The 24124-nt window shown below is 70.9% G+C and carries 24 protein-coding genes; 12 read left to right on the top strand and 12 right to left on the bottom strand.

The genetic code is table 11. The features are described 5' to 3' along the window. Positions 1-20 precede the first annotated feature (20 nt). A complete protein-coding gene (locus tag F4553_RS04985) occupies positions 21-1190 on the top strand; it encodes a PP2C family protein-serine/threonine phosphatase (RefSeq protein WP_184832608.1) in 1170 nt (389 codons plus the stop codon). Here the strand turns inward: F4553_RS04985 and F4553_RS04980 are convergent. The 6 genes from F4553_RS04980 to F4553_RS04955 all read right to left on the bottom strand — a co-directional run bounded on the left by F4553_RS04980 (position 1187) and on the right by F4553_RS04955 (position 5542). Further along, positions 1187-1534, bottom strand: a complete 348-nt coding sequence (locus F4553_RS04980) for an STAS domain-containing protein (protein WP_184832606.1) — start codon at positions 1532-1534, stop codon at positions 1187-1189. The two genes, F4553_RS04985 and F4553_RS04980, sit on opposite strands and share 4 nt — an antisense overlap. 101 nt (positions 1535-1635) lie before the next feature. Next, entirely contained in the window at positions 1636-2406 is a 771-nt protein-coding gene (locus F4553_RS04975; RefSeq protein ID WP_376776181.1) for an FAD:protein FMN transferase, read from the bottom strand. Continuing rightward, entirely contained in the window at positions 2403-2870 is a 468-nt protein-coding gene (locus F4553_RS04970; RefSeq protein ID WP_246465819.1) for an FMN-binding protein, read from the bottom strand. Before F4553_RS04970 ends, F4553_RS04975 begins: the two co-directional genes overlap by 4 nt. A 77-nt stretch (positions 2871-2947) precedes the next feature. Continuing rightward, positions 2948-4357 (bottom strand): ferredoxin reductase family protein, encoded by a 1410-nt coding sequence (locus F4553_RS04965; RefSeq protein WP_184832595.1) that lies wholly within the window; start codon positions 4355-4357, stop codon positions 2948-2950. Positions 4358-4475: 118 nt separating this feature from the next. After that, positions 4476-5081 (bottom strand): DUF305 domain-containing protein, encoded by a 606-nt coding sequence (locus F4553_RS04960; RefSeq protein ID WP_184832593.1) that lies wholly within the window; start codon positions 5079-5081, stop codon positions 4476-4478. Positions 5082-5164: 83 nt separating this feature from the next. Continuing rightward, positions 5165-5542, bottom strand: coding sequence for a DUF6153 family protein (locus F4553_RS04955; RefSeq protein ID WP_184832591.1), 378 nt, complete (start codon positions 5540-5542; stop codon positions 5165-5167). A 100-nt stretch (positions 5543-5642) separates the two neighbouring features. Between F4553_RS04955 and folP the strand changes: the two genes are divergently transcribed. The 8 genes from folP to F4553_RS04915 all read left to right on the top strand — a co-directional run bounded on the left by folP (position 5643) and on the right by F4553_RS04915 (position 12433). Further along, positions 5643-6542, top strand: a complete 900-nt coding sequence (folP, locus tag F4553_RS04950; protein WP_184832589.1) for a dihydropteroate synthase — start codon at positions 5643-5645, stop codon at positions 6540-6542. Between the two features lie 3 nt (positions 6543-6545). Beyond that, positions 6546-7199 (top strand): dihydrofolate reductase family protein, encoded by a 654-nt coding sequence (locus F4553_RS04945; RefSeq protein ID WP_184832587.1) that lies wholly within the window; start codon positions 6546-6548, stop codon positions 7197-7199. Continuing rightward, the gene (locus tag F4553_RS04940) at positions 7196-7684 is read left to right on the top strand and encodes an NUDIX hydrolase (RefSeq protein ID WP_312875091.1); all 489 of its coding nucleotides are present in this window, start codon (positions 7196-7198) and stop codon (positions 7682-7684) included. Before F4553_RS04945 ends, F4553_RS04940 begins: the two co-directional genes overlap by 4 nt. A 59-nt stretch (positions 7685-7743) precedes the next feature. Continuing rightward, complete coding sequence (locus F4553_RS04935; RefSeq protein ID WP_184832585.1) at positions 7744-8865, top strand: carboxylate-amine ligase; 1122 nt, start codon at positions 7744-7746, stop codon at positions 8863-8865. A 104-nt stretch (positions 8866-8969) separates the two neighbouring features. Then, entirely contained in the window at positions 8970-10217 is a 1248-nt protein-coding gene (locus F4553_RS04930) for a glycoside hydrolase family 16 protein (RefSeq protein WP_184832583.1), read from the top strand. 109 nt (positions 10218-10326) lie between these two features. Next, positions 10327-10671 carry an ADP-ribosylation/crystallin J1 gene (locus tag F4553_RS04925; RefSeq protein ID WP_184832581.1) on the top strand — a complete coding sequence of 115 codons (345 nt, stop codon included), beginning with the start codon at positions 10327-10329 and terminating at the stop codon, positions 10669-10671. A gap of 225 nt (positions 10672-10896) precedes the next feature. After that, a complete protein-coding gene (locus F4553_RS04920) occupies positions 10897-11259 on the top strand; it encodes a DUF1304 domain-containing protein (protein ID WP_184832579.1) in 363 nt (120 codons plus the stop codon). A gap of 298 nt (positions 11260-11557) precedes the next feature. Continuing rightward, positions 11558-12433 carry a hypothetical protein gene (locus F4553_RS04915; RefSeq protein WP_184832577.1) on the top strand — a complete coding sequence of 292 codons (876 nt, stop codon included), beginning with the start codon at positions 11558-11560 and terminating at the stop codon, positions 12431-12433. Here F4553_RS04915 and F4553_RS04910 read toward each other — a convergent pair. Further along, positions 12367-13599 carry an SAM-dependent methyltransferase gene (locus tag F4553_RS04910; protein WP_184832575.1) on the bottom strand — a complete coding sequence of 411 codons (1233 nt, stop codon included), beginning with the start codon at positions 13597-13599 and terminating at the stop codon, positions 12367-12369. The two genes, F4553_RS04915 and F4553_RS04910, sit on opposite strands and share 67 nt — an antisense overlap. Positions 13600-13609: 10 nt before the next feature. Further along, positions 13610-14977: an FAD-binding oxidoreductase gene (locus F4553_RS04905; protein ID WP_221469770.1), complete on the bottom strand. Its 1368-nt coding sequence runs from the start codon at positions 14975-14977 to the stop codon at positions 13610-13612. Between the two features lie 392 nt (positions 14978-15369). Here F4553_RS04905 and F4553_RS04900 point away from each other — a divergent pair, with 392 nt between their 5' ends. Next, positions 15370-15933, top strand: coding sequence for a CGNR zinc finger domain-containing protein (locus F4553_RS04900; RefSeq protein ID WP_184832571.1), 564 nt, complete (start codon positions 15370-15372; stop codon positions 15931-15933). 98 nt (positions 15934-16031) lie between these two features. Here F4553_RS04900 and F4553_RS04895 read toward each other — a convergent pair whose 3' ends face one another. The 4 genes from F4553_RS04895 to F4553_RS04880 form a co-directional block, all read right to left on the bottom strand. Then, the gene (locus F4553_RS04895; RefSeq protein WP_184832569.1) at positions 16032-17774 is read right to left on the bottom strand and encodes an ABC transporter ATP-binding protein; all 1743 of its coding nucleotides are present in this window, start codon (positions 17772-17774) and stop codon (positions 16032-16034) included. After that, positions 17771-19507: an ABC transporter ATP-binding protein gene (locus F4553_RS04890; protein WP_184832567.1), complete on the bottom strand. Its 1737-nt coding sequence runs from the start codon at positions 19505-19507 to the stop codon at positions 17771-17773. The genes F4553_RS04895 and F4553_RS04890 overlap by 4 nt, the downstream gene beginning before the upstream one ends. A gap of 84 nt (positions 19508-19591) precedes the next feature. Continuing rightward, positions 19592-20089 carry an LURP-one-related family protein gene (locus tag F4553_RS04885; RefSeq protein ID WP_184833247.1) on the bottom strand — a complete coding sequence of 166 codons (498 nt, stop codon included), beginning with the start codon at positions 20087-20089 and terminating at the stop codon, positions 19592-19594. Between the two features lie 119 nt (positions 20090-20208). Next, entirely contained in the window at positions 20209-21387 is a 1179-nt protein-coding gene (locus F4553_RS04880; RefSeq protein ID WP_184832565.1) for a saccharopine dehydrogenase family protein, read from the bottom strand. A gap of 193 nt (positions 21388-21580) precedes the next feature. On the opposite strand from F4553_RS04880, the gene F4553_RS41710 reads away from it, so the two are divergent. Continuing rightward, positions 21581-21943 carry a sulfatase-like hydrolase/transferase gene (locus F4553_RS41710; protein WP_312875090.1) on the top strand — a complete coding sequence of 121 codons (363 nt, stop codon included), beginning with the start codon at positions 21581-21583 and terminating at the stop codon, positions 21941-21943. Between the two features lie 4 nt (positions 21944-21947). Beyond that, entirely contained in the window at positions 21948-23939 is a 1992-nt protein-coding gene (locus F4553_RS04875) for a sulfatase-like hydrolase/transferase (RefSeq protein WP_312875112.1), read from the top strand. Positions 23940-24124: the final 185 nt, after the last annotated feature.

The raw sequence follows: 24124 nt of genomic DNA, 5'->3' as shown, positions 1-24124 counted from the left end.
GAGTCAGTATGTTGGCTGAGATGAGCAGAACCGATGAGCCGATCCTGACCGGCATCCGTGATGCCGCCGCCGATGCCTCCCCGTCGACGGCGATCGAGGCCGTCACGCGCCACCTCTGCGGCGTCTTCGGCGCGTCGGGGATCTCGTTCCTCACCGCGGACCTGGGCGGCAAAGCTCTGGTCCGAATCGTCGCCACGCCGTCCGGCGAGGTCGAGGAGGCGACGGTCCTGCCCTTCGACGGCGGCCCGAGAGAGCGCGCGCTGCGTACCCAGAAGGTGCTGGTCGGCGACGGTCCGGCGGGCTGGACCGTCTTCGCGCCCGTCGTGGAGCGCGGCGATGTGATCGGCCTGCTCGAGATCGAGCTTCCGGCGGAGCCGACACCGGAGACCGTCACCGACATCGGTACGGCGGCCGAGGCGATGGCGTTCGTCGTCATCGCCAACCGGCGCCACACCGACATCTTCGAGGCCGGCCAGCGGACCACCCCGGTGACGCTCTCGGCGGAGATCCAGCGGCGGCTGCTCCCGGCCGCGTTCACCTGCGAAGCCGACACCTTCGCCCTCTCCGCCTGGCTGGAGCCCTCCGCCAGCATCGCCGGGGACTCCTTCGACTACAGCCTCATCGGCGACGTGCTGCACTTCAGCGTCACCGACGCGATGGGGCACGGGGTGGAGAGCGCCCTCACCGCGACGCTCTGCGTGGGTAGCCTGCGCAACACGCGCCGCCGCCGCAGGTCCCTGATCGACCAGGCGCACGAGGCGAACGACACCGTCGCGGAGCGCGCGAGCCCGACGGGGAGCTACGTCACCGCGCTACTGGGACGGCTCAACCTGCGGACCGGTGCCTGCGCCCTGCTCAACGCCGGGCACGTGCGACCGCTGCTCGTGCGCGACGGCGAGAGCCGAGAGATCGCGCTGCCGCTGAACTTTCCGCTGGGTATGTTCGTCGAGGCGGAGTTCGAAGCCGGGTCGATCGCCCTGGAGCCGGGTGACCGCCTGGTCCTGCTCACCGATGGCATGCGTGACCGCGATGCCGCAGCCCTCGACATCCCCGCCCACCTGCGGAAACTGGCGGACCGGCACCCGCGTGAGGCGGTCCGGGCGATCGCCGACGCGGTGCTGGACCTCGCCGGTCCCACTCTGGCCGACGACGCCGCCCTGCTGATCCTCGACTGGCGCGGTCCGATTTAGCGTCCGGCCGCGCTCGCCTCGGCTTCGGCGACCGTGTCGTAGACATCGATCGCCTTGTCCACGGCGGTGATCTCGATGACGGTGCGGGTGATCCCGCGAGGGGCCGCCAGGCAGAGCCGACCGCCCAGATTGCGCAGTTGCTTGAAGGTCACGACCAGCATGCCCAGGGCGCTGGAGTCCATGAAGCCCACCCCGCCCAGGTCGACCACGACCTGCCGCGCACCCTCCTCGATCGCCGTCTGCAGGCGCCGCCGCAGCTGGTGGGAGGTGGACAGGTCGAGGTCGCCGGTGACCGCCACGATCGTGCAGTCGTGGCCCTGCTCGGATGAGAGCAGCAACTCCATGAAACATCTCCCCAGTGGGTCCTGTCGGCGGAGTCGGGTCGCTGACCCCTCCGCAGGCCGCACGGTATCAGGATGCACTGACACCGGCGCGACGAGCGGGCCTATCCGATCGACGGCAGACCGGGCGAGGTGTAGGCGCGGCCATCGGCGGCGAGCACGGCGTAGTCGTGGCCGGGGTGCCCGGCCAGCCAACCGATGCCGCGCTCGCCCATCGCGAAGGCGGCGGTCGCGTAGGCGTCGGCGATCCCCAGGTCCGGCCCGAGAACCGTGACGGAGCTCAGCCCGGTGGCGCCGCGGCCCGTGAACGGGTCGATGACGTGGTCGCCCCGCTCGTAAGCCCCGGAGGTGGCGATCGCGGTGTCGTCGACCTCGAGCACCCAGGCGAGCTTCGTCCGCTGGAGCGGGTGCTGCACGCCGATGCGCCACGGCCGTCCGGTCGAGGAGTGCCCGCGTACGCGGATGTCGCCCCCGGCGTTGAGGCAGAAGTTGCCGGCGCCCGCCGCGCTGAGCCGGTCCGCCGCGACCTGCACCGACCAGCCCTTGACGTAGCCGGACGGGTCGAGCGAGCCGGTGGCGTATGCGTCGAACCACCCGCCGGTCTCGTCGCCGAGCCGGACGCACTCGGCCAGGACGTGCCGCAGGTCGGCGGAGATCTCCCGATGATCGAGGGCACCCCGTTGCAGGCGGTTGACCTCGCTGTCGGCCCGATAGGTGCTGAACCGGTCGTCCACCTCGCGCAGCCAGGCGAAGACACCGTCGGCGAGGGCGTGCAGCCGGTCCGCGTCGAACGGGTCGGCGAGGTCGAGGCTCACGGCCGTACCCATCACCTGCTCCACCCGGCGCAGACCGCGACGGCCGATCCCGGCGCTCATGCCGCGAAGTGCGCGGCGTCGAGCGCGGCCTGGAGCGACTCCAGGTAGCCCTCGGTCGTGACGGTCGCCCCGCTGACCCCGTCGATCCGGGTGCCCTGCGCCTCGATCACCTGCTCGCGGAGGATCGGCAGCGCCCGGTTGTTGATCTCGATGTCGCGGCGCTCGCCGGTCGGGGAGACCAGCACCACGACGTCGGTGATGCGGCCGGAGGTGATCTTCACCTGGACCTGGACCGGCCCCCAGCGGGTCTCCACGGCGGTCCCGTTGACCGTCACGCTCTTCGCCGTCGTAGCCGGGGGAGCGGCACTCGTCGAGGACGGCGAGGGCGCCGCCGACGGTGCGTCTCCGCCGCCGACCACACCCTCGGGAGCGGCACCGGCGACCGCCGACGGCGTCGTCGTCCCCGGCCCGGAGGTGCTGGTGCGGTAGCTGAAGAGCAGGACAAGTGCGGCGATGGTCGTCATGATCGCCATGGTGATCCGGCGCATCTGCTCAGCGTCCCTTCATCGAGGAGTCGTCGGGGAGTCATCGGGGCGGCGTCTCACCACGCGAACTCCTCGGCGTGGATGCGCTCGCGCGGCGTACCGGCGGCGAGCAGCGCCTGGCGTACGGGCCGCATCCACGGCACCGGGCCGCAGAGGAACGCGTCGCGTTCGCTCACATCGGGTACGAGGTGGCGCAGCCCCGCGACGTCCGACGCACCGGCGAGGTGCGCCGGGAGGAACGAGGGGAACCGGGTCGGGCGCGGCCCCTCCAGGTAGACCACGTGCAGCGGCTGCCGCTCGGTGAGAGCAGCGATCTCGCCGGCGAAGACCGCGTCGTGGCGGTCCCGGGTCCGGTAGAGCAGGGTGACCGGCCGCCCGGCGATGTCGGGGTCCTCCAGCAGCGCCCGGATCGCGGTGATGCCGATCCCCGCCGCGAACATCACCACCGGGCGCCGGGCGGGCGCGGTCGCCGTCATCGCTCCGTAGGGCCCCTCGATCACGACTCTCGTTCCGGGTCGCAGCGACGCCGCCCGGGCGCTGCCGTCGCCGAGGTCCCTGATGGTGATCCGCAGCCGGTCCCCGTGCGGCGGGGCGGAGAGCGAGTACGGATGCGCCCGGGACCAGCCGGGCCCGTCCAGGAACCGCCACAGGAAGAACTGCCCGGCCCGCACCGGCAGCCGGTGCAGATCGCGACCCCGGAGCTGGACCGAGACCACGCCGGGCGCTTCCCGAACGACGCGCTCCACCACGATCCGGTGCCGCAGCGACCGCCACACCGGCAGGCCGAGGCGGAACACGAGCACGCCGCCGAGGGCCGCCGCGTAGAGGGTCCACCAGTAGGCACGCGCCCACGGTGTGCCCACGAAGTCCGCACCGGTCCAGATCTGGTGCGGCAGCCCCAGCCCGACCCCGAGGTAGGCGTAGAGGTGGACGAGGTGCCACGACTCGTAGCGCAGCCGCCGACGGGCGGCCCGGATCGACGTCGCCACCACGGCGATGATCAGCCCTACCGCAGCCGTGGCGAGCAGCATCCCCGGATAGGTCGTCACCAGGCTCCACGCCTGCGCGACGAGACCCGTGCCGGAGCTGACCGCGTACCCGAGGGTGATCAGCACGATGTGTGCGGCGAGCAGCCAGAATGACGTGAAGCCGAACCACCGGTGTCGACGGGCGAGGGCGTCCTGGCCGTAGGACCGCTCCACCCACGGGATCCGCGCCATCAGCAGCACCTGCAGCAGCATCAGGTCGGCGGCGAGCAGGCCGGTGAGGCGGCCCAGCGAGGTCAGCGTGGTGCTGCCGCCGCTGCCGAGCTCCTGGATGCCCCGGTTGCCGACCCACAGCGCGAGGACGACGACGAAGCTCGCCATCGCCGACGAGCCCGCGACATCCGCACACCATCGCTGAGCCCGGCGGGGCTGAGGCGCCCGGTGCCGGACCTGGCCGGGTGTGCTCACGGTGGCGGTCATGCGGCCAGGCTGCCCGGTCTACCTCGGAGCCGTCTGGGAGCGCGCTGAGGTGATCCTCACACCGACTCGGCGCTCCGCCCCGTCACAGGCGGTATCTGCGACGGGGCGGAGCCCTGTGTCAGAGCCGATCGAGGATCTTCTGCAACGCCGAGATCTCGCCGAGCTGCGCCCGCTCGATCGCGACCGCCAGCTGCGTCGCGTCGCTGTTGCGGCCGTCGGCGTGCTCGGCGCGCGCCATCTCGATCGCGCCGAGGTGGTGGTCGATCATCATCTGGGCGAACCGCCGATCGAACGCCGTGCCGGTGGCGGCGGCGAGCGCGGACATGTCGGTCTCCGACATCATGCCGGGCATCGCGGTGCCGCCCATGCCGGGCATGTCGTGCCCGGATGCCGCCGTCGGTCGGCCCCAGGCGGTGAGCCAGCCGGTCATCGTCGCGATCTCCGGGTCCTGCTCCGCCTTGATCTGAGCGGCGAGAGCCTTCAGCTCCGCATCGGACGCCCTGGTGGCGGCGAGGTCGGCCATCGCCACTGCCTGCCGGTGGTGGGGGATCATCGCCTGGGCGAACCGGACATCCGCGTCGTTGAACGCGGCTCCGGCGGGTGCGCTCGTCGGCGCCCCGTGATCCATGCCCTTCATCTCGGTGCCGCAGGCGGCGATCCCGAGCGTGGCGAGCAGCGCGGTGCCGGTGAGCAGGGTACGGCGTACCCCGGTGGGAGCTTTCATGGTTCGGTGCCTTTCGGAGTGTCTGCGGTGGGGGACATGCGCCGTCGGCCTGCCGCGACGGGTCGCGACCGGCGGGGGATGCCCTATATGCGCAGCACGGAAAGGTTGGCGAGACGGAGCCCGACGCCGGGTGGGGGCCGGCTCGACGCCGTGGGGTCGGACGGCCCGGCGTGGACGTCGTGGCCGGTGGCGGGGCCGGTCACCGGGTTGGCCGCAGGGGCCGGCGTCCAGCCGCTGCGGACCACGGCGAGGCAGGCCGACGACGGGTCGAAACACAGGCACGGCTCGGTCTCGGCGGCGGGCCCGTCGCCGACGAGGACCGGCACGGTCGGCTGGGCGTGCGCGCCGACGGCCGAAGGGGCGGTGTGATCGGTGTCGGCATGGCCGAGCGTGTGCATCCCGGCGACGCCGACCGTCAGCGCGGCGAGCAGCAACAGGCGGAGCGGGCCTCGACCTGCCACCCTCGCCACCGCCCTTCACGCGTCGTCACCCGGATGCTATCGGGCGCTCGCCACCGGGCACTACGCGTACCTCCACGCAGCGTCAGCCTAAGATCACCCTATGAGCGGATTCTTCCTGCCGGACCTGATCGCACCCCGGCGCGTCATCGGGACCCGCGAGTTCGATTTCGCCCGCCACATCGCCGTGATGGCCGTGATAAACCGCACCCCGGACTCGTTCTACGACCAGGGCGCCACCTACGCGCTGGAGAAGGCGGTCGAGGCCGTCGACGCGGCGGTCGCCGACGGTGCGGACCTCGTCGACATCGGCGGGGTCAAGTTCTCGCCCAACGACGGCGAGCTGCCCGCGTCCGAGGAGCTCGACCGGGTCATGCCGTTGATCGAGGCCGCGATGGCGGCGCACCCCGATCTGGTGATCAGCGTCGACACGTTCCGCTACGAGGTGGCGCACGCGGCGCTGGAGGCGGGTGCGAGCATCGTCAACGACACCACCGGACTGCACGATCCGCGCCTGGCGGACCTGGTGGCGCAGCGGCCGCGTACCCAGCTGATCATCACGCACAGCCTGGCCCAGCCGCGGACGCACTACCCGCGGCCGACCTACGCCGATGTCGCGGGCGACATCGCCGCGCTGCTGCGGGCCCGCGTGGAGGTAGCGCTGGCCCGGGGGGTACGCCCGGAGCAGATCATCATCGACCCCGGCCACGACCTGAACAAGAACACGTTCCACACGCTGGAGCTGACCCGGCGGATGGCCGAGATCACCGAGATCGGCTACCCCACGCTGGCGGCGGTCTCCAATAAGGACTTCGTCGGCGAGACCCTCGACCGGCCCCGGGGCGAACGCCTCTCCGGCAGCCTCGCCGCCATGGTGGCCTGCGCGTTCCTGGGTGCCCGGATCGTGCGGATGCACAACGTCAGGGAGTCGGTCGACGCGATCCGGATGACCGAGTCGATCCTGGGCTGGCGCCCGCCGTCCTATACGACGCATAACCTGTAGCCCATGCGGATGCTGCTGCCGGAGCCCGGCGCCCACGACCTCGACGAGGCGGCTCTCGTCGGCGCCTGCGCGCCCGACGACCGCCAGACCCCCCGGATCCGGGTCAACTTCATCGCCGCGCTCGACGGCGCCGTCACGCTCGACGGCCGCTCCGGCGCCCTCGGCAACGCCACCGACCAGGAGATGATGGCCCGGCTGCGGCTGCACGCCGATGTCGTGCTGGTCGGCGCGGGCACGATCCGCGCCGAGGGTTACGGCCCCATCGAGCTGGCCGAGGCGGCTCAGGCCTGGCGGGTGGCCCGGGGGCTCGCTCCCAACCCGCGCATGGCGGTCCTGACCCGCTCCGGCGACGTGCCCGAGAAGGTCCTCGCCGGTGATCCGATCGTGCTGACCGACTCGGCCAAGGCCAAGGCGGAGCTGGCCGCGCTCGGCCTGCCGCAGATCCTCTGCGAGGGCGGCCCGCACACCTTCGGCGCGCTCGCCGCCGCCGGAGATGTCGACGAGCTCTTCCTGACGCTGAGCCCGCTGCTCGTCGGTCCCGGCCCGGGCCGGATCATCGCGGGGGAGCGCTTCGACCCGCAGGCGCTGCGGATCCGCCACGCGCTCACCGACGGCGAGCTGCTCTACCTGCGCTACTCGGTCAGGAGCGGCGAGTGACGTCGTTGATGCCGGTCGTCGCGACGCTCGCCTACGTCGTCTCGCCGGATCGGCGGCGGGTGCTGCTCATCCACCGCGACAAGCGGCCCGGCGACATCCACTTCGGCAAGCACCTGGGCCTGGGCGGCCGGGTCGAGCGGGACGAGGACGTGGTCTCCGGCGTCGTCCGCGAGATCGCCGAGGAGTCCGGGCTCGTCGCCCGCGACGTGGTGCTGCGCGGCACCGTCTCCTGGACCGGGTTCGGCAAAGGCGGCCAGGACTGGTTCTGCTTCGTCTTCCGGGTCGACTCCTTCGAGGGCGAGGCCCACGGGGGCAACGACGAGGGCACCCTGGTCTGGACCGGCGTCGACGAGCTCGACTCGGTGCCGATGTGGGAGAGCGACGCGCTGTGGCTGCCGATGGTCTTCGACGACGAGCCGCCGTTCCACGGATACATGCCCTACCGCGACGGCGAGATGGTGAGCTGGAGCTTTTCCCGGGCCTGAAATTGGCGGCTCCGGGCAAAGCAGGTATGACATGTCGCCTGTGCGGGTAGTAAGGAGGCATGGATCAGGTCGGCATGACGGTGGGGGTGGAGGAGGAGTTCCACATCCTCAACCCGGAGACAGGACGGCTGGCGCCCGCGTCACGGCAGATCATGGAGGAGGCACCGGTCGAGGCGGCTGAGCGGGTCAACACCGCCCAGCAGGAGTTCAAGCGCTCGATGATCGAGACGGCCACCCCGATCTGCGAGACGATCGACGAGGTCCGCAGCGCGCTCATCGCGTCGCGCAGCTCGCTCATCTCCTCCGCCGACCGGCTGGGCCTCTGGATCGCCGCCGCCGGCACCGTGCCCGACTCGGGCATCTCCAACGCGCCCGTCTACCCCGACGACCGCTACCGCCGCATCTCCGACGAGTACCGCCAGCTCGCCACCGAGCAGCAGGTCTGTGCCTGTCAGGTGCAGGTCGGCGTACCGGACCGGGATCTGGCGATCCGGCTCATCCCGCGCCTGCGGGGCTGGCTCCCCCCGCTGCTCGCGCTCACCGCGGGGTCGCCCTTCTTCCAATCCAACGACACGGGGTACGCCAGCTACCGCTCGATCGTCGTGTCGCGCTGGCCGACGGCGGGCCCGATGCCGGTCTTCAAGGACTACGCCGACTACCGGCTGCGGGTGGACCGCCTGATCGAGGCCGGTGTCATCGGCGACTACGGGATGATCTATTACGACGTGCGCCCGTCGCACCGCTACCCGACGCTGGAGATCCGCATCGCCGACGCGTGCCCGAGCCTGGAGGATGTGGTCCTCGTCAGCGCGCTCGCCCGGGCGCTCGTCGTGACCGCGGCCGCCGAGGAGGCCGCCGGCAAGGCCCCCGCCGCCGTCACCGACGAGCTGGTTCGCGGTGCGACGTGGCGAGCGGCCCGGTCCGGCCTGCGTGGACAGCTCGTCGACCCGGTCGCGGGGGAGTCCGTCTCCGCCCCGGACCTGGTGCGCCGCCTCGTCAAGCACGTCGGTGACGCACTGGACGAGATGGGCGACCGGGACTATGTGGTGGGTGCCGTGGACGCGCTGCTCCGGCGGGGCAGCTCGGCCCAGCGGCAGCGCCGGGCTTTGGGCCAGGGAGCCGGAATGACCGGCGTCGTGGCGGCGGTCGTCGCGGAGACCCGCGAGGGCCTTACATTGTGACTTAAATTGACAACAGTGTTAAGAGAGGCATAACCTTCGATCGATTCCGTGTCCGGCGGGTCGTCCCTCCGTCGCCACGGTCCACCTGCGAAGGGAGCCCTCCCATGACCGTCCCTCTGCGCCGTATTCGGCGGCGCGGCCTCGTGATCCTCGCGTCGGCGGCACTCATTGCCGCCGGCACGCTGCTCGGACCCGCCGCCCCCGCCGCCAACGCCGCGATCGGCGGCCTGACCTGGTCCGACGAGTTCAACGCCGCAGCCGGCACCGGTCCCAACAGCGCCAAGTGGAACTTCGACCTCGGCGGTGGCGGTTTCGGCAACAACGAGCTGCAGTACTACACGAACAGGACCCAGAACGTCGCCCACGACGGCGCGGGCAACCTGGTCATCACCGCCCGCAAGGAGAACCCCGGCGGATACGGCTGCTGGTACGGCAGCTGCACCTACACCTCCGCGCGACTCAAGACCGAAGGCAAGTTCACCCAGGCCTACGGCCGCTTCGAGTCCCGGATGAAGCTGCCCCGCGGTCAGGGCATCTGGCCCGCGTTCTGGATGCTCGGCGACAACATCGGCAGCGTCGGCTGGCCGCAGAGCGGCGAGATCGACATCATGGAGAACGTCGGCTTCGAACCGAACATCGTGCACGGCACCCTGCACGGCCCCGGCTACTCGGGCTGCTGCGGTCTCGGCCAGGCCTACACCAACGGCGCGCCCCTCGCCGACGCGTTCCACACCTACGCGGTCGACTGGGCTCCCGACAGCATCACCTGGTACATCGACGGCATCCAGTACGGCCGCAAGACGCCCGCCGATGCCGGCGGCAACCAGTGGGTCTTCAACCACCCGTTCTTCATGATCCTGAACCTCGCGGTCGGCGGCAACTGGCCGGGCTCGCCCAACGCCAGCACGGTCTTCCCGCAGACGCTGACGGTCGACTACGTCCGCGTCTACTCCTGGACCAGCGGTCCCGGCGGCGGCGGCAAGGCGATCACCGGCCCCGGCGGCAAGTGCATCGATGTCAACGCGGCCGGTACGGCGAACGGCACGAAGATCCAGCTCTGGGGCTGCAACGGCACCAACGCCCAGCAGTGGACGATCGGCAGCGACATCCGTGCCCTGGGCAAGTGCCTCGATGTCGCCAGCGGCGGCACCGCGAACGGCACGAAGGTCCAGCTCTGGGACTGCAACGGCTCGGGGGCGCAGGTCTGGCAACGGACCGGCATCAACGAGCTCTACAACCCGCAGTCGCAGAAGTGTCTGGATGCCACCGGCGGCAGCACCGCCGACGGCACCCAGCTGCAGATCTGGGCCTGCACCGGCGGCGCCGCCCAGAAGTGGTACCCCGCCGCGTAATCCGGTGTGACGATCAGGGGCGCGGCACCGGTTGCCGCGCCCCTGATTTCGTTCGCCATGGGTCCGGCCGCCGCTTACTCTTCGGCGTACCCATCCGAAGGAGATCGTGATGACGGAGACCTTGACCCTCTGGCGGCCGACCGGGCCCGCGGAGCTGGAGCTCGTGCGCGCGTCCGGCTGGACCGCGTGGCCGCCGCGCCTGCCCGAGCAGCCGATCTTCTACCCGGTCCTCAACGAGGAGTACGCGATCAAGATCGCCCGGGACTGGAACGTGCCCGCCTCCGGCGTCGGGTACGTCACCCGCTTCGAGATCAACCTTGAGTTCTCGCGCCGCTACCCCGTGCAGCAGGCTGGCGGGCGCGACATCATCGAGCTCTGGGTGCCCGCCGAGGAGCTCGAGGAGTTCAACCGGCACATCGTCGGGCAGATCTCGGTCGTTCACGAGTTCCGCTGACTGGACGCCTTCCGCCCGGCCCGGCCGGGGGATGCCAGTGCGATGGCAGAACGGCCGGACCGGGGCGGAAGGCGCGGTGAACATCGTTCCCGCGGCAGGTGAACGATGTGTCCGGTCCATGTACGAATCGGGTAAATCCGCTGGCCGGGCCGTTACGGCATGCGTGCCCTTGTGATCGCTTAGAGTCGTCGGTGCACGGGGCTGATCGGGAGGCGGTGAGCGGCGATGCAGGTTGCCGCGTCAATCATGGTCGGCGTCGTCGCCGTCCTGCACATCTACTTCATGGTGCTGGAGATGTTCCTCTGGACGGGGCCGGTGGGGCGCAAGCTCTCCGGCTTCGACGCGGAACTCGCGGCGAGGACCAAGGGGCTCGCGGCGAACCAGGGGCTCTACAACGGGTTCCTCGCGGCCGGGCTGATCTGGGGGCTGGTGGCCGATGACCCGACCGGGTTCCGGGTGCAGGTCTTCTTCCTGCTCTGCGTGATCGTGGCCGGGGTCTACGGTGCTGTCACGGCCAACAAGCGGATCCTCATCGCACAGGCGCTGCCTGCGGCGATCGCGCTCGCGCTGGTGCTGCTCGCCCGCTGACGCGGGAACCGGGGCGGGCCGATCCTGGTAACAGCCCGCCCCGGAGTCTCCTCCCGCGTGTGTCTCTCCGCGGTACAAGTTTGAGACTTAGTTCATATCGCAATTTAGCCTCACTGTAAAGAGACTGTGTGATTCTCCTGCTATCGGATATCGATGAACCGTGTCGTGATCATGAACGGCATTGACTGGATGCCTTATGGGGTCCTGACGACACGGGTGATCCATTTGTCCGATCGGGACATACGCTGACCGGTCAGCCGACATCTATTAGTAACGCTTCCTTCGTATCCTCGCGACGATGACCGAGGACCGCGCCGAACTCGCCGCCACGTTCTTCCTGCCGGTGCCCCACCGACCGGGGGTGGGACGTGACCTTGCGCTGCTGGCGTGCTCGGTCGCTGCCGTCGCCGGGGGCACGGCGCTCTTCTCCGCCCGCGACGGATACCTCGCGGGTGTCTCGTCCCTGCTGCTCGTCGCGGGCGCCGTCGGTTTCTGCTTCACCCTCATGCACACCATCGGCTGGGTCCTGCGCTACCGGGTGGCGGTCCGCCGGTCGCGGCGCCGTCCGACCGGTGTCCAGATGGACCACTGGCTCGCCGCCGGCGTCGAGCAGTCCGTCGAGCGCGCCGCCCGTCGGCTCGGCGCGGCGAGCACCGCCGCCCGCTGCCTCACCGTCGTCGGCGTGCCGGACCTCACCACCGGCCGCAACGACGTCGCCGACGGCCACTTCAGCGTCTACGAGATCCTCGTGGTGCACCTCATCGACGACCGGTGCGTGCTCTACAGCGAGACGTTGGAGATGCGGACCGGGCAGGCGAAGGCGGGCACCGCCACCGAACGGCCGCTCGCACAGATCGAAGCGGTCGGCACGGTGGTCCGACCGCTGCGCCAGCAACTGCGCGCGCCGTCGTCGCTGGGTGCCGCGATGGAGCCCGTCGACTGGCTGCGCGGCGGCGAGGTGACCGGTGTACGCGTGATGCAGTTCCTCTCGGGCGGTCGACCCGTCACCGAGCTCGTCGTCGGGGTGGCCCTGGGCCGCGCCACCGCGCCTGTCGATGTCGGCCCGGAGCCGGTGGACGTGTTCGTCCACCGGCTCAGCGAGGCGATCTACCAGTCGGGCCGCAGCGGCATCCGGCTGGCACCGGCGGCGTCGAGCTTGACGCCGAGCACCTGATGGAGCTGGACCTCGTTGCGCTCGAAGCCGATCCGGGTCCCGGCGAGATAGAGGCGCCAGACCCGGGCCCGGGCCAGGCCGACCTCGGCCACCGCGTCGTCCCAGTTGGCGTCGAGGTTGCGTGACCAGGCCGCCAGCGTCATGGCGTAGTGCTCGCGCAGGTTCTCCTCGTGGCGGACCTCGAAGCCCACGTCGGTCATGACGCCGATGAGGTGCCCGGGGCCGGAGAGCTCGCCGTCGGGGAAGATGTAGCGGTTGATGAACATCTGCTCGCGGATCGCCGGATCGGTGTTGTTGGGCCGCGTGATGCAGTGGTTGAGCAGCCGCCCTCCGGTCTCCAGCCGGTTGAGCAGGAAGCCGAAGTAGCCCGGCAGCTGCGCGCGTCCGATGTGCTCGGTGAGCCCGATGGAGCTGATCGCGTCGAACCGGCCCGGAGGTAGATCGCGGTAGTCGAGGTAGCGCACCTCGGCGAGGTCCGACAGGCCCTCCTCGGCGATCGCCTTCTGTGCCCACTCGGCCTGGCGGCGCGACAGGGTCACGCCGATCGCGTTGACGCCGTAGTGCTTGGCGGCGTGCATCACCATGCCGCCCCAGCCGCACCCGACGTCGAGCAGCCGCATCCCCGGCTTCAGGGCCAGCTTGCGTGCGACGAGGTCGTGCTTGGCGTACTGCGCCTCCTCGAGCGTCGCGGTGTCGCTGGGGTAGACGGCACAGGTATAGGCCATCGACGGTCCCAGGATCCACGAGTAGAACTTGTTGGAGACGTCGTAGTGGTGCGCGATCGCCGCCTGGTCGCGGGCCTTGGAGTGGCGTCGGCCGCGCAGGCGCACCTCCTGCGGCGGCGGTGGCGGCGGGATCAGCAGCTTGGCTCCGCCGAGCTGGCGCAGCGTGCTGATCCGGTCTCCGAGGGACATCGACAGGTCCATCGAGGCGAGCCGGGACAGCGCCGTGTAGAGGTCGCCGGAGACCTCGATGTCACCGGCGACATACGCCCGGGCGAGGCCGAGGCTCCCCGGCGACGTGGCCAGGTAGGACAGCGCTCGCGGCGACCGGACCTCGACGCCGACCTCGGCGTCGTCGGGACCGGCTTTGCTGCCGTCGAAGGCTTGAAAACGAAGTGGCAGCGCGCCCCCCACGAGGCGCGCAAAGACCTGGGCGATCGCCACAGTTGACTCCTTATCGCATCCCGACACATTTGTCGTACAGATCCGGCAGCCGCTGGTTCGGGTCGTACCGGTGCTTGAGTTCGGCGTAGGCCACGCCGTCATAGAGCCGCCAGAACTCCTCCGGCGGGTAGAAGGACGTCGAGTAGAGGGACTTGTGACCGTCGTGCGCGGTCACCGCCTCCTCGATGAGGCGGTTGTAGTGCCCCTCGGCCTGGCCGGCGTGGAGCGAGACGCTGGACCAGAACCCGACGTTGACGTAGAGCTCACCGGGCTTGAGCGGGTAGAGCGGCCACGCCTGCGGATCGCGCAGGCGCAGCGGGCACAGCCAGATCGGCTCGATGCCGATCTCGCGGTGGAAGAAGTCCAGGAAGGACGGTCCCTGGGCCACCGGGACCTCGATGTCCTGCACCACGGGCTCCTGCTGCGGGTGCCCGCGCCACTTGTCGAGCCGGTTGCTGATGCGGTGCCGCCGGTCCAGCGCGACGAGCCGGCGGTAGACATCGGAGCGGCGCTTGCTCGCGGGCCACATGCGGCGTACCCACGGCTGTTGGACGCCGAGGGCGCGCGAGCACCAGAACCAGTCGGTGTCCCACCGCCAGATGTAGTCGCGGACCGTGAGGTGGTCGACCCGCTTGCGCTGGATGGAGCGGTAGTAGATCTCCATGCCGGTGTAGTCGCTGACCGACGGCGCGGTGTCGGTGAAGGTGGCGAGCGTCAGATACTGCTCGTCGGGGCCGAAGACCGTCCCGTCGATGAAGTCGACGCGCTCGCCCTGGTCGGCGCCGGTGGCGCAGATCGCCTCCATCGCTGCGAAGCAGGAGTGCGCGTCGTCGAAGCGCACGTGCCGCAGCCGGACGTAGGGCTTGACGGGCTCCAGCTCGATCGTCAGGCGCAGCGCGTAGCCGAGCGTGCCGTAGGAGTTGGGGAAGCCGCGGAAGAGTTCCGCGTGCTCGTTGTCGGGCGTGGCGAGCACGATCTCGCCGCTGCCGGTGAGGATCTCCATCTCGAGCACCGACTCGTGCGGCAGCCCGTTGCGGAACGAGGAGGACTCGATGCCGAGGCCCGCGACCGCTCCGCCGAGGGTGATCGTCTTGAGCTGGGGGACGACGAGCGGCATGAGTCCGTGCCGCAGGGTCGCGTCGACGAGCGCCTCATAGGTCACCATGCCCTGCACGTCGGCGGTGCGCCGGTCAGGGTCGATCGAGATGACCTGATCGAAGGGGCTTACGTCCAGACCGGTCTCGCCAGGGGGGCGAAAACGGAACAGATTGGAGGTCTTCTTCGCCAGTCGCACCGGCGCATCGGGCGGCAGCGCCGCATAGGCGGCGCGCAACGCCTGAGAGGCCCGCGCGTGATCGGCTTTGTCATGGTTTCGCAATGCCGGTCCCACGATCGTTACGCTACAACCGCAGGAGTGGCACGTCGATCCGAATGAGGGATCCGACAAGCCCCGCTCCTGCCTCGGCGAGCGCACTCCTGGACCTTGACCAGGCAAGAGTGGAGATCCGGCGGGAGCGAACAGAGCACGGGCTCCGAAGTGATAAATCAGTCGATCACGTCGGGTATCGATATAGTGGTCATCGGTGTTTAAAGACACCGGATTTCGGGCATGAGCGGGGTCATGGCCCTCCAGATCGCCATCCAACTCGCCCTCACCGCCGTCGGAGCCCTGCTGGTGATCGCCGTCAACCGGCGCTCCCTGGGATGACACCGGTAAAGCCCGACACCGGTGTCCTTACGGTGACACCGTTATCTGCTTACAGTGGTGTCGTGAGCACCCCCCAGCAGCTCGCGGTCGTCGCCGATTTTCTCAACACCCTCGACCTGCGCAGCTATGTCCGGCACGGCCGACGCCACCACGGCGGCGACGCGCTGATCACCCCCGGCGACCTGACCCGCTGGCTCGTCGAGCACCACCTGATCAACCACCGCTCGCGGGCCCACCTCAACGATCTGGAGTTGGGGCAGGAGCTCCGCGAGGCGCTGCGGGTGGCGATGCGGCTGCGGGCCGGCGACGGCGTACCGGGGCCTGATCTCTTCGAGGTAAACGGTGCTCTGGAACGGCTGCCGCTGCGGGTGGCGTGCGACTCCGACGGCACCCCCGGTCTGGTGCCGGAGGCGGACGGCGTCCCCGGGGCGCTGGCGCTCGTGGCGGCGGCCGCGGTGCGGGCGCAGTGGTCCGGTTCCTGGGCCCGGCTCAAGGAGTGCGCGGCCGAGGACTGCCGCTGGGTCTTCTACGACAGCTCCCGCAACGGCGGCGGGCGCTGGTGCTCGATGGAGGCGTGCGGCAACCGCGACAAGATCCGCACCTACCGCGCCCGCCAAGCGGCGTAGGCGCCGGCTGTTTCTGGCAGGCGCTCGCGAGGTCACGTTTTGCAGCAAAGCGTGGCCTCGCTGCGCGAGATGGCCACGCTTTGCTGCAAAACGACCAGCTACGCCGGCGCGGGGCCGTGCCAGGAGTGCCACAGCGCGGCGTAGGCGCCGCCGATGCGGACCAGCTCGTCGTGGCTGCCCAGCTCCGTGATCCTGCCGCCTTCGAGCACCGCGACCCGGTCGGCGTCGTGGGCGGTGTTGAGGCGGTGGGCGATCGCGATGACGGTGCGCCCCGCCAGAACCGCGCCCAGCGCCCGCTCGGTCCGGCGGGCCGTCGTCGGGTCGAGTGCGGCGGTCGCCTCGTCCAGGATCAGGGTGTGCGGGTCGGCGAGGACCAGGCGGGCCAGCGCGAGCTGCTGCGCGTCGGCGGCCGGGAGCTGCCTGCCGCCGTCGCCCACCTCGGTGTCGAGCCCTTCGGGCAGGTCGGCCGCCCAGTCGGCGCCGACGGCGGCGAGTGCCGCCCGCATCTGCTCGTCGCTCGCGCCGGGTGCGGCGAACGCCAGGTTGTCGCGCAGCGATCCGATGAAGACGTGGTGTTCCTGGGTGACGAGCGCGATGCGCCGGCGCCGTTCGGCGGGCTCCAGATCGGTCACCGGCAGGCCGCCGATGCGGACCGACCCGGCGTGCGGTGCGTCGATGCCGGCGAGCAGCCGGGCGAGGGTCGACTTGCCGGCGCCGGACGGGCCGACGAGGGCGAGCCGTTCACCGGGCCGGACGTCGAGGTCGATGCCGTGCAGCACGTCCGGCCCGCCCCCGTAGGCGAACCGGGCACCGCGCACCGTGAGGTGCTGCCCGGACGGCGCGGACTCCGCGCCGCGCGGCTCGGGTGGCACCAGGCCCACCCCGAGAACGCGGGAGAACGAGGCGATGCCGCGCTGGGCCTGCTCCATCCACTGCAGCAGCCGGTCGAGCGGCTCGATCGCCTGCTGCAGGTAGAGCGCCGCCGCCACGACCGCGCCAAGGGTCACCATGCCGCGGCTGTAGAAGAATCCGCCCGCGAGCAGGATCGCGGCGACCGGCACCGCGTAGCTCGTCTCGACCACCGGGAAGAAGACGCTGCGCAGTGCGAGGGTGGCGCGGCGGGTCTGCCACTGGCGGCCGATGCGGTCGGTGCCGCGCTCGACGCGGTGGCCGGACAGGCGCAGCGCCTCCACGGTCCGGGCGCCCTCGGCGGTCGCGGTGAGCTCGTCGGTGAGCTCCGCGCTGGCCGCGCCCTCCAGGAGGTACGCGGGGGTCGCCCGGCGCAGGTACCAGCGGCTCACCAGCATGATCGACGGCAGTCCGGTCAGCGCGACGAGGCCGAGCAGCGGGTGCAGCACGAAGACGGCGCCGAAGAGCAGGATCAGCTGGGTGGAGGCGATGATGACGACCGGCACCACGTCGCGGACCGTGTTGCCGACGTTGGCCACGTCCACGGAGCTGCGGGTGGCGAGGTCGCCGGTCCCGGCGCGCTCGACGACGGAGATGGGCAGGGCGAGCGTACGCGACACGAACTCCTCCCGGAGCCGCGCGATGGACCGCTCGCCGAAGCGGTGGCCGAAATACTGCGCGTAGCGCCCGAGGATCACCTGGATCACGACGCAGACGCCGATGAGCAGCGCCAGCCTGTCCACGGAGTCCGCGGTGGCACCGGCGTTGACCTCGTTCACGATCTGCCCGACCAGTGCCGGTGCCGCGATCGCGGCCAGGGCCGCGGCGATGTGCAGGGCAAGGATGAGGGCGACGGCGCGCTTCTCATAGGTCATCAGCGCCCAGGCGGCGCGGCGGACCGTGGGGCGGTCGGCGACGGGCAGGCGGTTCATCGCAGTGCTCCCAGCGCGTCGTCGGTGGCGGAGTCCGCATCCACGGTGCGGGCGACGAGGGCCCGGTAGCCGGTGTCGCGGGCGAGCAGCTCGGCGTGCGTTCCCTCGGCGGCGACCCGCCCCTCCCGCAGGTAGGCGACGGTGTCCGTCCGCCCGAGCAGCAGCGGCGAGGTGGTCATCATGATCGTCGTCCGGCCGTGCCGCGCGGCGCGCAGCCGCTCGGCGATCCGGGCCTCGGTGTGGGCGTCGACGGCGGAGGTCGGGTCGATGAGGATCAGCACCTCGGACTCGGCGAGCAGCGCCTGAGCGAGGCGGATCCGCTGGCGCTGGCCGCCGGAGAGCGACCGCGCCCTCGACTCCAGCGGACTCTCCAGCCCGTCGGGCAGCGACTCCATCACGTCGGCCGCGGACGCGGTGTGCAGCGCCTCGGTCGCCCGCTCGTCGTCGGCGCCGCGCAGGATCTCTCGCAACGTGCCTGCGAAGAGGTAGGAGTCGTGGTCGGCGACGAGGATGCGCTCGCGGACCTCGGGCAGGGCGACCCCGCTGATCGGCAGCCCGCCCCACGTCACGTCGCCGGGTGCGTAGCGGCCGAGCCGGTCGGCGATCGCGATCGCGGTGGCGGGATCGTCGGCGGCGACCCCGATGAACCCGCCCGAGGCCACGGTCAGTCCCGAGTCCGGGTCGTGCAGGTCGCCGGCGCCGCGCGGGCCGGGTCCGTCGCCGGTCGCCCCGGCGGTGTCGGGCTCGATGCTGAGCACGGCGATGATCCGGCGGACGGCGACCCGGCCCTGGATGAGCTCGTAGCCCGCCTCCAGCAGGAACCAGACCGGCACGATGAGGATCGCGACGTAGCCGTAGACGGCGACCATCTGCCCGATCGTGATCTCGCCGTCGGCGGCCATCCGGGCGCACAGCCACACCACCGTGGCGAGGAAGAGGCCGGGGATGCCGACGGTGAGCGCCTCGATCCAGCTCGCCACCGCCGCGACCCGGTAGCCCTCGGTCCGCAGTTCCCGGGAGCGGTCGGCGTAGCGGCGGGCGAAGAGGTCGCGTCCGCCGACCCCGGCGAGCACCCGCAGCCCGGCGACGATGTCTCCCGCCCGGGTGGTGAGGATGCCCTGCTGGCGGCGGTAGCCGGTCTCGGCCCGCTCCAGCCGCCGCAGCAGCGGCCCGACGCCGATCGCGATCGCCGGGACCCCGAGCAGCACGACCGCGGCGAGCATGGGCGAGATCCGCCACAGGGCCACGGCGACGGCGGTGTAGGCCATCACCGCGCCGACGCCCGGCCCGGTCATCGTCAGCACCATCGAGGCTCGGCCGATGTCGGTGCCGCCGACCGTGGCGACCTCACCGGCGGCGAGCTTGCGCGGCAGCACCGCGCCGACGCGGGAGATGTGGCGGAGCAGGACCGCCGCCGACCGGGCGGTGGCGTCCTCGCGGACGAAGGTCATCGTGCGGTGCCGAATGATGCCGAGCCAGGCCAGTATGCCGCCGGCGGCCAGGACCGCCGCCACCCAGAAGAGGAGCGCCCCCTGGTCGTGGGCGAGCAGTCCGTCGTCGATGGCGCGGGCGATCAGGTAGGGGCGCACCGCGAGCCCGATCATCCAGAGCGTGCCGATGACGCTGCCGCGCAGCACCCGCCACGGCTGGCAGGCGACGAGCCACCAGAGATAGCGCAGCGGACCCCGGAGGTCGGGCGTGCCGGGGTCGGGGTGGGGGAGTTGCGGGGGCATATCGTCAGGCTACCGAGTCCTACCAGCGATTTTCGCCCCCTGGGGGGTCGCCCCGGGGCCTAAGGGCCCCGGGGCGGGGCTACATCAGCGGCCCTGGAGGGCGTCGAGGGCTACGGCCATCGACACGACCAGGCGGCGGTCGATGTGGGGGTCGTTGATGGTGACGACGTACTTGTCGCGGATGCCCCATTTCTTCTCGACCGAGAAGATCGTCTGTCCATTGCGGACGAAGTCGAAGTGGTAGGGCAGGAAGCTGATGTCGGTGAAGCGGCGCAGCAGCGCGATCGGGAAGCTGCGCTCCTGGCCGGTGGTGGTGCCCGCGCCGTCCTCGACGTGCCACGTCGACCGCAGCAGCGACGCCGCGAAGTCCTTGCGGAACAGGCCGATCGGCGCGCCGGCCGCGTCCGTCACGTCATAGGCGCCGCCGAGGTCGAGCACCTTGCGGGCCTTGAAGCCGGCGAAGACGTGCTTCTTGGCGTCGTCGGCGTAGAGGGTGACCTGCTCCTTGAAGGCCATCCGCTTCTGCTCGGCGAAGGCCACGAGCTGGTCGGAGGTGGTGCGCACCTCGTAGCGGTTGACCATGAAGGTGAAGCGCTGCTTGATGGTGAGGGTCTGTTGCGCCTGAAGGGTGGCGACGTCCACTGCTTGCCCCGTCTCACGTGAGTGGGCAGCCACATCGGCCGCCCGGAGGCGACAGTGTGTCACTCCCGCACGGAGAACCGCAGGCCCGCCCGGACCAGTCTCTCGATGAGGGCGTCGCCCATCGCGACAGCCGTGGTGGTCTGACCGGACATATCCGGAAGGTCGTCGAAAGCGAGGCACAGCGCGGATTCCGCGAGCATCTTCGCCGTCTCGTCGTACCCGGGATCGCCGCCGGCCACCTCGGTGACGACGCGCTTGCCGCCGCCCTCGCCGACGAACCGTACCGAGAACCAGCTCTTCGCCCGCTTCTCGGCACTGGGACCCTCGCCGGACTTGCGCCGGTCCATGATGAACCGCCGGGCCGGGCCGAGCTGCGCCAGCAGCGCCGCTCCGCCGAGCGCGGCACCCGCTCCGAGCACCACCGGCAGCCGCTTCACCGCGGCGAAGTGCCGGTAGGTGAAGTCGGGGCCGTACCGCTCCAGCGCCGCCGCGCTGCGACCGACCACCTGCGGATCCACGGTCGGCAGCGGCACCGCCCAGGCGTTGACCGTCGCGTCGCGGTGCAGCTTCGCCCCCGAGGTCGAGATCCGCCGCCCGGCAGGTCGCACCTCCAGCGCCCGCCGCGCCTTCGCCGCGTCGCGGGTCTGCCGCTGCCGCGAGAACGCCAGCAGCGCCGACGCGAGCGTCCCGCCCGAGACCTCGCCGCCGGCTCGGACAAAACCTTCGATCACGATGGGTACGCCCTCCGGCAGCAATCCGACCGTGAAGAGCACGCCGAGGTCGTGCGGGATCGAGTCGAAGCCGCACGCGTGCACCAGCCGGGCACCGGTCTGCACGGCGCGGGCGTGGTGGGCGGCGTACATCCGGTCGATGAACTCCGGTTCCCCGGTGAGGTCGACGTAGTCGGTGCCCGCCTCGGCGCAGGCGGCGACGAGCGGCTCGCCGTGCAGCGCGTAGGGGCCGACGGTGGTGATGATGACCCGGGCCGACTCCGCCACCGCCTGCAGCGAACCGGGGTCGGTGACGTCGGCGGCGAGCAGCGGCAGGTCGGCGCAGGCCGGGTTGACCGCGGCGAGCTCGGTGCGCAGCGCCTCCAGCTTGCCCCAGTTGCGCCCGGCGAGCGCCCAGTGGCAGTCGGCCGGGGCGTGCTCGGCGAGGTAGCGGGCGGTCAGCGAGCCGGTGAACCCGGTGGCACCGAAGAGCACGAGGTCATAGGGGCGGGCGGAGTCCTTCGGCATGCCCGTCACGCTACCGATCGGTAGCGGATCGCGCGACATCTGCACGTCGGCGGCCCGGCGGTCCGGGGGCAAGGCGCAACTCTTCAAGGCCTAACGGCCTGAATCAACAACTCTTGAAGAGTTGCGCCTTGACGGGGCGGTGGGCGTAGTTTCGGGGATACGTGGGTTTTGTTCTTATTGGTGGAGGTATGTCGTGGGTGAGAGTCAACGGTCGGTCCTGCCGATTCCGGACCGCACGAACATCGGGCTGACGACCTACGACGCGAAGGACCCCGATACGGCGTACCCGCCGATTGTCGCCCTTCGACCCCCGGCCGGCGCGCCCAACGTGCTGATCGTGCTCCTCGACGATGTGGGTTTCGGAGCGTCCTCGGCCTTCGGCGGACCGGTGAGCATGCCCACCGCGGAGCGGCTCGCCGCAGGCGGGCTGCGCTACAACCGCTTCCACACCACCGCGCTCTGCTCGCCGGCCCGGGTGGCGCTGCTCGCCGGGCGCAACCACCACACCGTCGGCATGGGCGGCATCACCGAGATCGCGACCTCGGCGCCCGGCTAACTCGCTGCGGCCCAACACCTGCGCGCCGCTCGCCGAGATCCTGCGGCTCAACGGATACTCCACCAGCCAGTTCGGCAAGTGCCACGAGGTGCCGGTCTGGGAGTCGAGCCCGATGGGCCCCTTCGACCACTGGCCGACCCCCGGCAACGGCATGGAGCACTTCTTCGGCTTCATCGGCGGCGAGACCAACCAGTGGTACCCGGCCCTCTACGAAGGGACCCGCCCGGTCGAACCGGACCGGACGCCCGAGGAGGGCTACCACTTCATGGCCGACATGACCGACAAGGCCATCGACTGGGCCCGGTCGCAGAAGTCGCTCATGCCGGACAAGCCGTTCTTCATGTATTTCGCCCCCGGCGCGACCCACGCGCCGCACCACGTGCCCACCGAGTGGGCCGACAGATATAAAGGAGCCTTCGACCAGGGTTGGGACGCCGTCCGGGCGGAGACCCTGGCCCGGCAGAAGGCGTCGGGCACGGTGCCGGAGAACACCGACCTCACCGCGCGCAGCGAGCTGATCCCGGCCTGGGAGGAGACCGACCCGCAGATGCGGCCGGTGCTCGCCCGGGAGATGGAGGTCTACGCCGGGTTCCTGTCCTACGCCGACCACCACGTCGGTCGGCTCGTCGACGCGATCGAGGAGCTGGGGGAGCTCGACAACACGCTGATCTACTACATCATCGGCGACAACGGCGCCTCCGCCGAGGGCACGATGCAGGGCTCTCTCAACGAGAGCATGCTGCTCAACCAAATCCCGCTGGAGACACCGGAGTACATGCGCGAGCACATCGCCGACCTGGGCACCCCCCGCGCCTACAACCACTACGCGATCGGCTGGGCGCACGCGATGTGCGCGCCGTTCCAGTGGACCAAGCAGGCCGCCTCGCACTGGGGCGGCACCCGCAACGCCACCCTCGTGCACTGGCCCGCCCGGATCACCGACGCCGGCGGGCTGCGGTCGCAGTTCACCCACGTCATCGACGTGGCGGCCACCGTACTGGAGGCGGCCGGGCTGCCCGAGCCGGTCCAGGTGCACGGTGTCACCCAGGAGCCGATGCACGGCACCAGCATGGTCTACACCTTCGACGACGCGGGTGCCCCCGAGCGCCACGAGACGCAGTATTTCGAGCTCGTCTGCAACCGGGGGATATACCACAAGGGCTGGTCCGCGGTGACGATGCACAAGGTGCCGTGGCTCAGCGCCGCCGAGATGGGCCACCCGGTGCTCGACGACGACACCTGGGAGCTCTACGACGGGTCGACCGACTTCTCCCAGGCGCACAACCTCGCCGCCGAGCATCCGGAGAAGCTGCGGGAGCTGCAGCGGCTCTTCCTCATCCAGGCCGCGCGCTTCAACGTGCTGCCGCTGGACGACCGGTCCGCCGAGCGCTTCAACGCCGAGCGCGCCGGGCGGCCCGAGCTGGTCCAGGGGAAGTCGCAGCAGCTCTACCCGGGCATGGTGCGGCTGTCGGAGAACTCGGTGCTCAACCTGAAGAACAAGTCGCACACGGTCACCGCGAAGATCACCGTGCCGGAGGGCGGCGCCCGGGGTGTCCTGATCGCGCAGGGCGGCGCGTTCGGCGGCTGGAGCCTCTACCTGCACGAGGGCGTCCTGACCTACTGCTACAACCTGCTCGGCGTGCAGCGGTTCACGGTGCGGGCGGGTTCGCCGCTCCCGGCCGGCACCTACGAGGTGGCCGCGGCGTTCACCTATGACGGCGGCGGGATGGGCAAGGGCGGTGAGGTGCTGCTCAGCGCCGACGGCGAGCCGGTGGCGCGGGGGCGGGTGGAGCAGACCCAGCCGTTCATCTTCTCCCTGGACGAGACGGTGGACGTGGGGTCGGAGACGGGTACGCCGGTCTCCGACGACTACGGCGCTCGCGGGAACGCGTTCACCGGGACCCTGCACTGGGTACGCCTGGACGCCGGTGGCGACGACCACGACCACGAGGCCGACCCCGCCCACCGGATGACGATCGCCATGTCCCGCCAGTAGCGCCCGATGCCCGGGCTCGGGAACGCTGATGATCGCGTTGTTTCCGGGAAACATCCCCCTCGACCTGCTCCGGAGGGGACTACTTCCCGGAAGCGACGCGATCATGCGCGGGGATGTGGGCAGGATTACAGCGGCGGCTCTGCCCAGGTCAGCAGCGTGCCGGAGGGCCGGCGCTGAGTAAATCT

Source organism: Allocatelliglobosispora scoriae, assembly GCF_014204945.1.
GTDB classification, from domain to species: domain Bacteria; phylum Actinomycetota; class Actinomycetes; order Mycobacteriales; family Micromonosporaceae; genus Allocatelliglobosispora; species Allocatelliglobosispora scoriae.
This window is presented reverse-complemented; position numbering and strand designations above follow the sequence as displayed.